The organism is Rhodococcus sp. ACPA1 (assembly GCF_002300195.1).
GTDB lineage: Bacteria > Actinomycetota > Actinomycetes > Mycobacteriales > Mycobacteriaceae > Rhodococcus_F > Rhodococcus_F opacus.
The window spans coordinates 267,871-282,944 of the sequence record NZ_NSDX01000002.1 but is presented as its reverse complement, the minus strand read 5'-3'; the positions used below and the strand labels follow the sequence as shown (position 1 = coordinate 282,944).

Below are 15,074 nucleotides of genomic sequence, written 5' to 3'. Positions count from 1 at the left end.
GCGCTGTCCGGTCATCCGGCGGTCACATTCAGCGCGACGCTCCCCTCTACCGGCCCGGACACGACCGATCAGGACGCGACACTGGTCTCCTACGTGACGACCACCGGTGCGGCCGGACCCCGCGAACTCCGCGACTACCTGGCGAGTCGGCTTCCCGCACAGCTCGTTCCGTCCGCGGTCGTCGAGATCGACGCCATCCCGCGGACGCCGTCGGGCAAACTCGACCGCGACGCGCTCCGCGCCCTCCGCACCACCCCGCTCCCCGCGCAGCCGTCGGCGGCCACCCCACTCGAACAGACCGTCGCGGAAACCCTCGCCGCGGCACTCGACCTGTCGAGTCTGGGAGTGGACGACGACTTCTTCGCAGCAGGTGGAGACTCGCTGACGGCGACCCGGGCGGTCGCCCGCGTGAACGCGACCCTGCACACGGACCTCGCCGTGCGCAGTCTGTTCGATGCCCCCACGCCGCGTGCTCTGGCGCGACTGCTCCTGGACGACACCGGATCGGAACCGCACCCCCCGTTGACCGCCGCCGCGAGGGAGCCGGAGTTCGCACCGTTGTCGCCTGCCCAGCAACGCATCTGGTTCCTCAACCAATACGACACCACCACCCCCACCTACAACATCCCCCTCACCCTCCACCTCACCGGCCACCTCGACACCACCGCCCTCCACCACGCCCTCACCGACCTCATCCACCGCCACCAACCCCTCCACACCACCTACCCCCTCCACCACGGACACCCCACCCAACACATCCACCCCCACCCCACCACACCACCACTCACACCCACCCCCACCACCGAAACCCAACTCCCCCACCACATCAACGCAGACACCACCCAACCCTTCGACCTCACCACCGACACCCCCCTCCACACCCACCTCTACCAACTCGACAACACCCACCACACCCTCACCCTCGTCCTCCACCACATCGCCGCCGACGGCCACTCCCTCACCCCACTCACCCACGACCTCACCACCGCCTACACCACCCACACCCACCACCGACAACCCCACCCCACACCCCTACCCCTCACCTACACCGACTACACCCACTGGCAACACCAACTCCTCGGCACTCCCGACCACCCCACCCCCACCACCCAAACCCAAACCACCTACTGGACCACCACACTCACCAACCTCCCCGACACCCTCCCCCTCCCCACCGACCGACCCCGACCCACCCACCGCACCCACCACGGAGAGTCGGTCCGCTTCGAGATCCCCACCGACGTACACCGCCGCCTGCATGCGCTCGCGCGGAGCACCGGGGCGACCACGTTCATGACTCTGCACGCGGCCTTCGCGGTCCTCCTCGCCCGCCTGTGCGACACGGACGACGTCGTGATCGGCACCCCCGTCGCCGGCCGCCCCGATCCCCGGCTGGACCAGCTCGTCGGCATGTTCGTCGGCACGCTCGTCCTGCGGACCCCGGTCGACTCGGCAGATTCGTTCCGCGAAGTGCTGACCAGAACCCGCGACGCGGACCTCGGTGCATTCATGCACGCCGACCTGCCCTTCGAGATGCTCGTCGACATGCTGACGCCGGAGCGGTCCACGACGCACACGCCGCTGTTCCAGGTCCTGATCGACTACGGGACCGAGGTACCACTCCACCTCGAACTGCCGGACGTGACGGTGACGGTCGCCGAGGACGCTCCGCCCGTCGCGAAGTTCGACCTTCAGCTCACCCTCCGCGAACATGCGGACCCCGCAAACCCCGGACTGTCGGCCGCGTTCACCTATGCCACCGACATCTTCGAACGCACCACCGTCGAGGGTGTCGCGGCGCGCTTCCTCCGGCTCCTCGACTCGGTGACCGCGGACCCCGGCCGGCCCGTCGGGGACGTCGACCTTCTCGACGCCACCGAACGGACCGCGCTCGCGACCGGGTGGAATACCCCTTCGCCCGTAGCGGAACCCGGCGAGGCCACACTCGCCGACCGGTTCACTCGGTCCGTCCACCGCTTCGCCGACGAATCGGCGCTGACCGATGCCGACGACACGCTCACCTACGCGGCACTCGGTGCCCGCGTCTACCGACTCGCCCGGCATCTCGTCACACTCGGCACCGCCCCCGACACGGTCGTCGCCGTAGCGCTGCCACGCTCGGTCGATCTGGTCGTCGCCCTGCTGGCCGCACAGCAAGCGGGAGCCGGCTACCTCGCCCTCGACGTCGGTCACCCGGCGGACCTGCTCGACGCCACGATGTCCGACGCCGCCCCGGTGTGTCTCGTCTCCTCGACCGACCACGCGGCCCGCTTGCGGCGGGACCTTCCCACGGTGCTCGTCGACGACGTGCACACGCGCGCACGGCTGATGGATCTGTCGCCGGAACCGCTCACCGATCCGGAGCGACGGGCCGGGCTCACCCCCGACGCGGTCGCGTACGTCGTGTACACCTCGGGGTCGACCGGACGCCCCAAAGGTGTCGTGGTGACACACCGCAATGTCACGACACTGTTCGACAACACCCGGACTGCGTTCGAATTCGCCGAGACCGACGTGTGGACGCTCTTCCACTCGGCCGCCTTCGACTTCGCGGTATGGGAGTTGTGGGGCGCCCTCCTGCACGGTGGCCGGCTCGTCATCGTCGACACCGTCACCGCCCGCTCACCCGACGAGTTCCTGGGCCTGCTCCGCCGAGAGCGGGTGACGGTCCTGTGCCAGACGCCCACCGCGTTCGCCCAGTTGGCCACGGCAGAACGGAACCAGCCGACCGACCTGGCGTTGCGGTACGTCGTCTTCGGCGGCGAAGCCCTCGAGCACGGTCACCTCGTCGACTGGCTCGACCGGCACGAACCCACCCGACCCCAGCTCGTGAACATGTACGGCATCACCGAGACCACCGTGCACGTGACCAGGCATCCCCTCACCGATACCCGACCCGCTGCACGGTCGGTCATCGGCCGGGCGATTCCGGGACTGCGCGTGTACGTCCTCGACCGGCGGCTCCACCCCGTACCCACCGGAGTGACCGGCGAGATGTACGTTGCCGGGAACCAGGTCACCCGTGGGTACCTGCACCGATCCGGGCTGATGGTGACCCGGTACGTGGCGGACCCGGCCGGGCGCGGAGGACGCATGTATCGCACCGGCGACCTCGCACGCTGGAACGCGCAGGGTCAACTCGAGTTCCTCGGACGTGGTGACGCCCAAGTTCAGCTGCACGGCTACCGGATCGAGCCAGGAGAGGTCGAGGCCACGCTCGTCCGCCACCCGGATGTCGCACAGGCCGCGGTGTCGGTCCGTTCCGACGACCGAGGCGCCGAGCGCCTGATCGGGTACGTCGTACCCGCCGGGAACGGTCAACAGAAGGGGACTGTCGACATCGATCGGGTCCTCGGCTTCGCCCGAACGACTCTCGCACCGCAGATGGTGCCGGCAACGCTGGTGGTCCTGGACCGCCTGCCGCTGACCCCGAACGGCAAGCTCGATCGCCGGCAGTTGCCCGCACCCGACTTCGCCGAACGCGTCTCCACGGGACGCGCTCCGGCGACAGCGACGGAGATGGCCCTCGCCGAGGTTTTCGCGGAGGTCCTCGGCGTGCCGTCCGTGAGTGCCGACGAGTCCTTCTTCGCACTCGGTGGCGACAGCATCATGGCCATCCAGTTGGTGGCCCGCGCCCACGAGGACGGTGTCTTCGTCACTCCCCGCGACGTTTTCGAGCACCAGACCGTGGCCGCCCTCGCCGAGGTGGCGGCAACCCGGAACCCGGACGTGCTGGCCGAGCTTCCCGGCGGTGGCATCGGGACCGCACCGCTCCTGCCGATCGCGCGGTGGTTGCTCGACCGCGGCGGCAACCTCGACACGTACTGCCAAGCAGTCCTGCTCACCGCACCACCCAACCTGGACACCGACACCCTCACCGCCACCGTGCAGACCGTCCTCGACCACCACGACATGCTCCGAGCCCGACTCCGGCGCGGAACAACAGACCAGGACGCCGTCCTCGAAATCCCACCGGCCGGAACAATCGCGGCCGCACCCCTCATCACCCACGTCGCGGTCGAGACGCACCCGGACAACGACCTCGCCGCGATGGCACGCGCGCAACTCGACGCCGCAACGCACCGACTCGACCCCGAAAACGGAATCATGCTCCAACTCGTCTGGCTCGACCCCGGCACCCAACCCGGACACCTCCTCATCACCATCCACCACCTCGCCACCGACGGCGTCTCCTGGCGCATCCTCATCCCCGACCTCGCCACCGCCCACCACGCCCACACCACCGGCACCACCCCCACACTCCCACCCGTCACCACCACCGCACGCCGCTACGCCCACGCCCTCACCGACACCACCACCCACCGCACCCACGAACTCCCCCACTGGCGCAACATCCTCACCACCCCCGACCCCCCACTCGGCACCCGACCCCTCGACCCCACCCACGACACCGAACACACCACCACCCACACCACCATCGAACTCCCACCCCACACCACCCACACCCTCCTCACCACCCTCCCCACCACCTACCACTGCGGCATCGACGACGCCCTCCTCACCGCCCTCGCCCTCGCCATCACCACCTGGCGCCACCGACACCACACCCCCACCCACACACTGCTCGTCAACATCGAAAACCACGGCCGCACCGACCCCCTCATCCCCGGCGCCGACCTCACCCGAACCATCGGCTGGTTCACCACCATCCACCCAGCCCTCCTCGACCTCACCGACATCGACCTCACCGACGCACTCACCGGCGGACCCGCCGCCGGACACGCCCTCACCACCATCAAAGAACAACTCCGCCACACCCCCGACCACGGCACCGGATACGGCCCCCTCCGCTACCTCAACCCCCACACCGCAACACAACTCCGCAACCTCCCCCAACCCCAAACCACCCTCAACTACCTAGGCCGATTCGACTACCCGCCGCACGGGCCCTCGCACGGTGCCGGCTGGGAACCGATGACCGGCATCGAGTTCGACGCCACCATCCTCGGAAACGTGCCCGTTGCAACGATTCTCGACGTCAACGCCTACGTCTACGAGTCAGGGGGCGCCCCGATTCTGCGCGCCACCTGGGTGTATCCGCCCGATGTGCTCCCGGTGGCCGACGTCACCGAGCTCACCGAGCTGTGGACCGAAGCGCTCACCGCCCTCGCCGACCACACCAGCCGACCCGGCGCCGGCCGGCTCACCCCCAGCGACCTCGACCTCGTCCACCTCGACCAACCCGCCCTCGACGCACTCCACCACGACTACCCCACCCTCACCGACGTCTGGCCCCTCACCCCCCTGCAGGCCGGTCTGCTGTTCCACCACGAACTGACGAGCCAGGCTCTCGACACCTACGTCGTCCAACTAGTCCTCGACATCGACGGACCCCTCGATCCCGACCGCCTCCGCGACGCCGCGGCAGCCCTGCTCGGCCGCCACCCGAACCTCCGCGCCGCTTTCGGACACACTCCCGACGGCACGCCGATTCAAATCGTTACTCCTGCAATACTTCCCTGGAATCACCACGATCTCAGCGACGAGCGCGACGGGACGGTCGCTCACGACATCGTCACCGCCGACCGCACCACCCCGTTCGACCTGACCGCGCCACCCCTGCTCCGGCTCACGCTCGTCACCCACGGCCCCACCCACCACCAGGTCGCCCTCACCCATCACCACATCCTGCTCGACGGCTGGTCGACGCCCCTCCTCCTGCATGAACTCCTCCAGTTGTACGAGCACCACGCCGACCCCGGCGCAGTCACTCGACCCCGCCCGTATCGCCGCTACCTGGAGTGGCTCACCCAGCAGTCACTCGAGGAGAGCCGGGCCGCGTGGGCCGACGTCCTCGACGGACTCGAGGGACCGACGATCCTGGTGCCGTCCGCGCGCGGCCGCGTCCCATCCACGTTCCCCGAGGAGTATCGGGTCTCGCTGTCAAGGGAGCACACCGATGCGTTGCGGACCGTGGCCCGCACCCACGACCTCACCCTCCACACCATCATCGACACCGCCTGGGCCCTCGTCCTCGCCACCCACACCGGCACCACCGACATCACCTTCGGCACCACCGTCTCCGGACGCCCACCCCACATCCCCGGCATCGAAACCATGATCGGACTCTTCATCAACACCATCCCCGTCCGCATCACCCTCCACCCCACCGACACCCTCACCACCCTCCTCACACGCACCCACACCACCCACACACAACTCCTCGACCACCACCACCTCCCCCTCACCCACATCCCCAACCCCCACGCCACCACCTTCGACACCATCACCGTCCACGAGAACTACCCCCACCACACCACCACCCCACCCACCGACCTCACCATCACCACCACCTCCGCCACCGACGCCACCCACTACCCCCTCGCACTCGCCGCCACCACCGACACCACACTCCACCTCAAGTTCGAGTTTCTGCCGGAGTTCCTCAGCCGCAACGAGACCGAGACGATCGCGGCACACATGTGCCGGGCACTGGACGTCATCGCGACGGCACCGGACACGACCGTCGCGTCGGTGCGGCTTCTCGGCGACGACGAGTTCCGTGCGCTCGCGCCCGTGCGCGGCGGTCCCGCACCCGTCACCCGGACGCTCGCCACGATCGTCACCGACGCCGCAGCCCTGGATCCGGACGCCGTCGCACTCGAGGATTCCGGTCGCGCGGTGAGTTACCGCGACCTCGACGAGGCGTCGAACCGGCTTGCGCGCCTGCTGATCACGCATGGCGCGGGCCCGGAACGCTACGTTGCCCTGGCAATCCCCCGTTCCGCCGATTCCGTGCTCGCGGTCTGGGCGATCACCAAGACCGGGGCCGCCTTCGTCCCGATCGACCCGGGCTATCCCGCCGCACGCATCGCCGACATGATCGCCGATTCGGGTGTCGCACTCGGCGTCACGCTGACACCGCAACGTGAGCGGCTCCCGAACACGGTGCCGTGGCTCGTCCTGGACGAACCCGGGACGATCACGACGGTCGAACAACAGTCGAGCGGTGCCCTCGGTGACGCCGATCGCCGCCGGCCGTTGCGACCCGACCATCCCGCGTACATGATCTACACGTCCGGATCGACCGGTGTCCCGAAAGGCGTGGTGGTTCCGCACCGCGGGCTGGCCACCCTCGCTGCGGCGCAGGCGGCCGGCCCCGGTCCGGGGCGGCACTCGCGCGTGCTCCACTTCTCGTCACCCTCATTCGACGGATCGGTGTTCGACTATCTTCTGGCGTTCGGCTGTGGCGCGACTCTGGTGATCAGCCCGCCGACAATCGTCGGCGGCACGGAGCTGTCCCGCTTCGTCGCCGCCGAACGGGTGACGCATGCCTTCGTCCCGACTGCCGCACTGGCCTCGGCCGATCCCGACGACCTCGACGGATACGACGGGTTCGGCGAGATACTCGCGGCCGGCGAAGCGTGTCCGCCCGGTCTGGTGACCCGGTGGTCCGGTGGCCGTGCTCTGCGGAACGGCTACGGCCCCACAGAAACCACCGTGATGTCCAACATCAGTGCGCCGCTCGCACCCGGGTCCGAAGTGACGATCGGCGGACCGGTCGCCGGTGCGGACGAAGTGGTGCTGGATCCGCGGCTGCAGCCGGTACCGGACGGCGTTCCGGGAGAGTTGTACATTGCCGGGACGGGTCTGGCCCGCGGATACCACCGGAGGCCGGGCCTGACCGCAGGACGCTTCGTCGCCGCCCCATACGGGCCGGCGGGCGAGCGGATGTACCGGACCGGCGACATCGTCCGCTGGGTCGCCGACACGTCCGGCGGTCGGGTGGTCGAGTACCTCGGCCGCGCCGACTTCCAGGTGAAGGTGCGCGGGTTCCGCATCGAACCCGCCGAGGTCGACGCCGTCCTCGGCGCCCACCCGGACGTGGAATACGCCGCGACACTCACCCGCACCGGACCCGCCGGGGACCCGCTCCTCGTCTCCTACGTCGTCGGGTCCGCGGAGCTCGCCCCGGCACGACTCTCGGCTTATCTCACCGAACGACTTCCGGCGCACATGGTGCCCAGCGCGATCGTGCCGATCGACCGGATCCCACTGACCCCAGTCGGCAAACTCGATCGCGCCGCGCTGCCCGATCCCCGGTTCGACTCCCCGGCCGATCCCGCGCACCGACCGACGTCGCCCGTCGAGGAGACCGTCGCGAACGCATTCGCGGCCGCTCTGGGGCTCGAGCACGTCGGTGTCGACGACAACTTCTTCGAGGCGGGCGGGAACTCGCTGACGGCGACAAGGGTGGTGGCGCGGGTCAATTCGGCGCTGCACACCCACATCGACGTCCGGACCGTGTTCGAGGACCGGACACCGAGGGTCCTGTCCACCCACCTCGACCACGACTCGAACGATGCCCCGTTGCCGGTGCCCACTCCGGGGCCCCAACCCGAGTTCGTGCCGTTGTCGCCTGCCCAGCAACGCATCTGGTTCCTCAACCAATACGACACCACCACCCCCACCTACAACATCCCCCTCACCCTCCACCTCACCGGCCACCTCGACACCACCGCCCTCCACCACGCCCTCACCGACCTCATCCACCGCCACCAACCCCTCCACACCACCTACCCCCTCCACCACGGACACCCCACCCAACACATCCACCCCCACCCCACCACACCACCACTCACACCCACCCCCACCACCGAAACCCAACTCCCCCACCACATCAACGCAGACACCACCCAACCCTTCGACCTCACCACCGACACCCCCCTCCACACCCACCTCTACCAACTCGACAACACCCACCACACCCTCACCCTCGTCCTCCACCACATCGCCGCCGACGGCCACTCCCTCACCCCACTCACCCACGACCTCACCACCGCCTACACCACCCACACCCACCACCGACAACCCCACCCCACACCCCTACCCCTCACCTACACCGACTACACCCACTGGCAACACCAACTCCTCGGCACACCCGACCACCCCACCCCCACCACCCAAACCCAAACCACCTACTGGACCACCACACTCACCAACCTCCCCGACACCCTCCCCCTCCCCACCGACCGACCCCGACCCACCCACCGCACGCACCACGGAGACCGGGTCGCGTTCCGCATCGGACGGGACCTGCACCGGTCACTACTGACGCTCGCGCGGCAGAACAACTCGACGCTCTTCATGGCGATCCACGCGGTATTCGCGGTCCTCCTCGCCCGCCTCAGCGGCAGTTCCGACATCGTGATCGGCACCCCCGTCGCCGGCCGCCCCGATCCCCGGCTGGACGAGCTCGTCGGCATGTTCGTCAACACACTCGTCCTGCGCACACCTGTCGACGGCTCCCGGTCGTTCACCGAGGTGCTCGACCGCACCAGGGACGTCGACCTCGGCGCCTTTCTCCACGCCGACCTGCCCTTCGAGCGCGTCGTCGAGGCCGTGGACCCGGCGCGGTCGACCTCCCGCTCGCCGCTGTTCCAGGTGTCCCTCGAGTTCGAGAGCGTCCAGCGACCCGAGATCACGCTGCCGGACCTGACTGTCACGGTCGCCGCGTACACGCCGCCCGTCGTCAAGGTCGATCTCGAACTGGTAGTCGCCGAGACGTTCGACGAGTCCGGTGACCCGGACGGGATCGCCGCCGGATTCACCTACGCCACCGACATCTTCGACGCCGCGACCGTGCAGGGCTTCGCCGGTCGACTGACCCGTCTCCTCGAGTCGGTCGTCTCCGACCCGGACGACCCGGTCGGAGACCTCAGGCTCGGCGACGAGGACGAGGACGCATCGATCTCCGGACCGCCCGGCCTCCCGGCGCGGGTGTGGCCCGACCTGCTGGCCGAGGCGGCGGAGCGGCACTCCGACCGGGTGGCCGTGTCCGATGCCGGTCGCGCGCTCACCTATCGCCAACTCGACGCCGACTCCACGCAATTCGCCCGGCTGCTCATCGCTCGGGGTGCCGCACCGGAAAGGTTCGTCGCTCTGGCACTGCCACGATCCCTCGCGTGGGTCCGTGCTTTGTGGGCGGTCGCCTGCTCGGGTTCCGCGTCGGTACCCGTCGACCCGACATATCCGCCCACCCGGATCACCCACATGCTCGCCGACTGCGGAGCGGTACTCGGCGTCACCGTCGCCCGGTATCGCACACAGTTGCCGGACACGGTCGAGTGGCTGGTGCTCGACGATCCCGACCTCGAGACGCAGTTGCGGCACCTTCCTGCCAGCCCGGTGACCGACGTCGACCGCGCGGGTCCGCTGCGCCCGGACAACCCCGCCTATCTGATCTACACGTCCGGATCAACCGGCACTCCGAAGGGGGTCGTGGTGTCGCATCGGGGCCTTTCGAACCTGTTCGAGCAGGAACGTCACCACCTGCAGGTCACCCCCGATGCGCGGGTCTCGCATCTCGCGTCCCCCAGTTTCGACGCGGCGTTGTTCGAGTTGACGATGGCGTTCTGCGCGGGGGCGCGGGTCGTGCTCGTGCCCCCGCTGACCTATGGCGGTGCCGCGCTGGCGGATATCCTCGCCGGCGAGCGGATCACCCACGCGTTCATCACCCCGACCGCGCTGGCATCGCTCGAGCCGACGGGGCTCGACTCGCTGCGGGTCCTCACCGTCGCCGGTGAGCCGTGCCCGGCGGACCTGGTCCGGCGATGGGCGCCCGCCCGGCGCATGCTCGATGCGTACGGTCCCACCGAGACGACGATCTGGTCGCATGTCAGTGAACCACTGGCACCGGCGGAACCTGTCACCATCGGGCGCCCCGTCCGCGGGTTCGCCGCCGCCGTCCTCGATGCCCGGCTGCATCCCGTTCCCCCAGGCACCCCGGGTGAGCTGTACCTGGCAGGGCCCGGCCTGGCCCGCGGCTACCACGATCGCCCGGCCACGACGGCGACCCATTTCGTCGCCTGCCCGTTCGCCGCCCCCGGGTCGCGGATGTACCGCACCGGCGACCTGGTACGCACCCGGCCCGACCTCACGCTCGAACACCTCGGCCGCACCGACTTCCAGATCAAGGTGCGCGGATTCCGGGTCGAACCGGGCGAGGTCGACTCGATCCTCGCGGCGCGCGCGGACATCGGTTTCGCGGCCACCGTCGGGCGAACCGGACCAGACGGGGAACTGATACTCGTCACCTACGTCCGCGGTGCGACCGGCTCGGACGTCGACGCGAGTGCGGTGCGCACGGCGTTGTCCGCGCAGCTCCCGCCGTATCTGGTCCCCGCGGCGATCGTCGTACTCGACGAGGTGCCGCTCACCCCGGCGGGCAAGCTCGACCGCTCGGCCCTCCCCGAACCCGAGTTCGGTGCCCGGCCCGAACGATTCCGTGCTCCGTCCACGGCCGTGGAGCGAGCCGTCGTTAGCGCTTTCGCGGAAGTCGTCGACACCGGCGAGGACCGCCCGATCGGAGTGGACGACGACTTCTTCACACTCGGCGGCACGTCACTGTCCGCGGTCCGCGTCGCCGCGGACCTGCAGCGGCGACTGGGCCGGCCGGTGCCGCTTCCCGCCCTCTTCCTCGACCCCACTCCCGCAGGTCTGGCGGCCCGCCTCGCGACCGAACCCCTGCCCGCGTCCGCCGACGAAGCTCTCCGGGTTGTAGTGCCGCTGCGCCGTGGTGGTCGGCTCGCACCACTATTCTGCGTCCATGCCGGGATGGGCCTGGCCTGGGCGTACACCGGTATGGTCCGCCATCTCTCACCGGACCGGCCCGTGTGGGGACTGCAGTTGCCCTCCCTCGGCGGCGGTCCCGAGTACGACTCGATCGAGGAACTGGCGCACCGATACCTCGACGAGGTCCGTGCCGTCCAGCCGGCGGGACCGTATCATCTGCTCGGCTGGTCGCTCGGCGGGCTGATCGCGCATGCCATGGCCACTGAGCTGCAGGACCGGGGTGGGGAGGTCGGGTCCCTCGTGCTCCTGGACAGTTGCCCTGGCGGCGGCGCGACGGCCGATCCCGAAGCCTTGGACGTCGGCGACCTTCTGCGTGGCCTGGGAGTCGACGTCGGCGAGGACGCCGGGTCCCTCACTTACGAGGACGCCGCCCAACGACTCCGCGACACCTTCGGTCCCGCCGTCGCCGTCTCCGCTGACCGGCTGCGGAGAATCGCCGAGGGATATGCCCGGTCCACTCGGCTGTCGACGAGATTCGTCCCGAGGGTCTTTCGCGGTGACGCGCTCCTGCTCACCGCAGCGGACAGTCCCCGCGCCGGATGGGGCGACTCGATCACCGGCACCATGCAGGACGAACGCGTCGACTGCGCGCACAACGACATGATGCAACCGGGTCCGGCACGTGCGATCGGCGTGCTCGTCGAAACCTACGTATCCGGTCGGGGCGGATAGCGCCGCGCGAGAGTGTCGCAGATTCCGCGAATGCTCGGATGCCGGTACAGCTCCCGCATCGGGAGGGCCGGAAGGCCGAGCCGCCGCATCATCCCGTCGGCCTTGATCGCGCACAGCGAGTTCCCTCCGAGCTCGAAGAGGTTGTCGTCCAGCGACACCGGGACCCCCAGCACCGACTCCCAGATGTCGGTGAGCATCTGCGCCGTTCCGGCCTCGGCGAGCGGGCCGTCCTGCGGTTCGACCGCAGTGTGCGACACGGACCGCAGGACCGGTGCGGGAAGCCTTGTCACGTCGAGTTTTCCGTTGACGGTGAGCGGCAACGTGTCGAGCACCGTGATCGTGCGGGGCACCATATAATCCGGTAGGAATCGGGCGACGTGTTCCCGTATCGCCGCGACCGTCTCGGTCTGCGTCGCCGACCGGGCCGCAACGACGTAGGCGTCGATCGCGATTCCGGCCGGATCCTCCGGCCTGCCCGACGGCACCACGGCCGCTGCCGCGACGACGGGATCGTCGAGGAGCACGGACCGCACCTCGCCGAGTTCTACACGGAACCCACGGATCTGGACCTGGGAGTCCAGTCGACCGAGATGCTCGAGACGGCCGTCGTCACGGATCCTTCCGCGATCGCCCGTGCGATACCACCGGGACCCGCCGGGTGCCGCGACGAAACGGCCGGCCGTCAACCGGGGACGGTCGAGGTACCCGAGCGCGACACCGGCCCCGCCGACGTAGATCTCGCCGGCCATTCCGGGCGGCAGAGAATGACCGTTCTCGTCCGCGACCACCACCTCCCAGCCGGGTAGGGGATCCCCCACCGTTCGTGCGCCGGTCAGGGCGTCGCGCCGTGTCACGGTGTGTGCGGTGACGTGCACGGTGGTTTCCGTCGTCCCGAACATGTTCACCAGCCGGCAATGCGATTCCGGATACCGATCGAGCCACGGCAGTACGACACGAGGATCGAGAGTCTCGCCGCCGAACACGACCAGGCGGAGCGCGGACAGCGGCTCGAGATCCCGGTCGGCCGCGGCCAGGTGCACGAACGCCGACGGCGTCTGACTGAGGACCGTGACGTGTTCGTCGGCGAGCAACGTGTGGAACTCCACCGGGGACCGCGAGATCCAGTACGGCACGATCACGAGGCGGCCACCGGACGACAACGCTCCCCAGATCTCCCACACCGAGAAGTCGAAGGCGGGCGAATGGAACATGGACCAGGTGTCGCCGGGTGTCGGCGCGAATTCGGTTGCGGTGGACGCCATCAGCGCCGGCACGGCGCGATGCGGAATCACCACGCCTTTCGGCCGGCCCGTCGACCCGGACGTGTAGACCACGTAGGCGGGGGCGCCGTCGCCGCCTACAGCCCAATCCACCTCACCCGGCACCGATGCCGACACCGACAGCTCCGCCGGCGTCACCACCGGTACGGCGCCCCACCCGCCTCCAATCTCGAGCTCGGTGACGACCAGGCGGACACCGGCATCACGCGCGGTGTACGCGAGACGGTCCGGAGGATGCCGCACATCCATCGGAACGAACGCCGCACCGCTACGCAACACCGCAAGCATCATCACGACGAGATCGACCGACCGATCCAAACAGATTCCGACCCGGTCTCCCTGCCCGACTCCGCGATCGCGAAGTCCTCGTGCCGCCCAGATCGACTGTTCGTCGAGTGCGCCGTAGGTCAGCGTGCGCCGGCCGTGGGTCACCGCGACCGCATCGGGACGCTCGTGCGCGTGCCGGGCGACGAGATGCTCGATCCGGCCACCGGAGACAGGCGCTCGCACATCGGCGCCCAGCGGCGCCACCGCCTCGCCGAACACACCACGTCGTCGCGGGGACGGGTCGCGAAGTCCGTTCACCACCTGGGCGACCCACTGCCCGAACCGCCTGGCGGTATCGGCGTCCACAGATGCCGGGTCGGCGTAGACCTCCAGGGTGGTGTGCCCGCCGGCCTCGACCATCGGCACGAGTGTCAGCGGAAACGGCGCCGACTGGCAGGGGAGGTACGTATGTCCGGGGTCACGCAGAACCGTCTCCAGCACACCGGTCGTCGCATTGCTCATCTGTCCGATCTCCGCGGCGTCCCAGGGCACTTCCTGTCGCCGTTCGCTTTCCACCTCGTCGATCAGCTCGGCGGGTGAACGGTCCCCGGAGGTGTCGAACGTCAGGTCGACCCGGTTCTCGAACCCGCCGAGCACTCGGGGTGGCCGCGTCCGGTCGCCCCGCCACACCGGGATCGTCACCGAGCGGAGGCCGTCGCATCTGCCGGTGACGACCGCGGCGGCAGCGGCCACCGCCGCCGTCACGTCCTCGCGGGCCCGGATCAGCGGGTGAGTGGAATGCAGTACTGCCGTGCCCCATCCACGCAGTGTCCGACCGTGCCGATGACGGCGAACGGGATTCGCGATCACCGTGTGGGCGTCGATCGCACCAATGACCACGTCGCACAGGAGCGTGAGCGAGGCCGTGTCGAGATCACGCCGGTCGGCGACCACGACCAGATCGGCCATCTGGTCGGTGTACCGCACCAGGACTGCACGCACCACCGGACCGTCGACCGCGACGGGCCGCCGGCACTCGGCGACGAGCCGGCGCCGTGCCTCCTCCGAAGCCGAAACGGCGGGCACGTCCTCCACCCACAAACGAGTCGGCCGGGTCGCGGGCTCCCACCAGCGACGGGACGCGGTGTCCCACCGCGCCGCAAGCGTCTCCGACCACACCCCGCTGGGCAAGCGCACCGTCATTGCATGGCCGAACGACGTGCGCACCGGCCCGGACCTCCCCCAAGGGGATTGGTGCAT

Annotated in this window: 2 protein-coding genes (1 of these 2 running past the window's edge); one reads left to right on the top strand and one right to left on the bottom strand. The window is 69.4% G+C overall.

Annotation, left to right across the window (positions count from 1 at the left end):
- Window positions 1-12,267, top strand: the final stretch of a protein-coding gene (locus tag CJ177_RS07920; protein WP_306453380.1) for a non-ribosomal peptide synthase/polyketide synthase. Its footprint begins 14,661 nt before the window's first position; only the last 12,267 of its 26,928 coding nucleotides appear in the window; its start codon lies beyond the left edge, outside the window; the stop codon is at window positions 12,265-12,267.
- Here CJ177_RS07920 and CJ177_RS07915 read toward each other — a convergent pair.
- Window positions 12,243-15,074, bottom strand: a complete 2,832-nt coding sequence (locus CJ177_RS07915; RefSeq protein ID WP_257014422.1) for a non-ribosomal peptide synthetase — start codon at window positions 15,072-15,074, stop codon at window positions 12,243-12,245. The genes CJ177_RS07920 and CJ177_RS07915 overlap by 25 nt on opposite strands.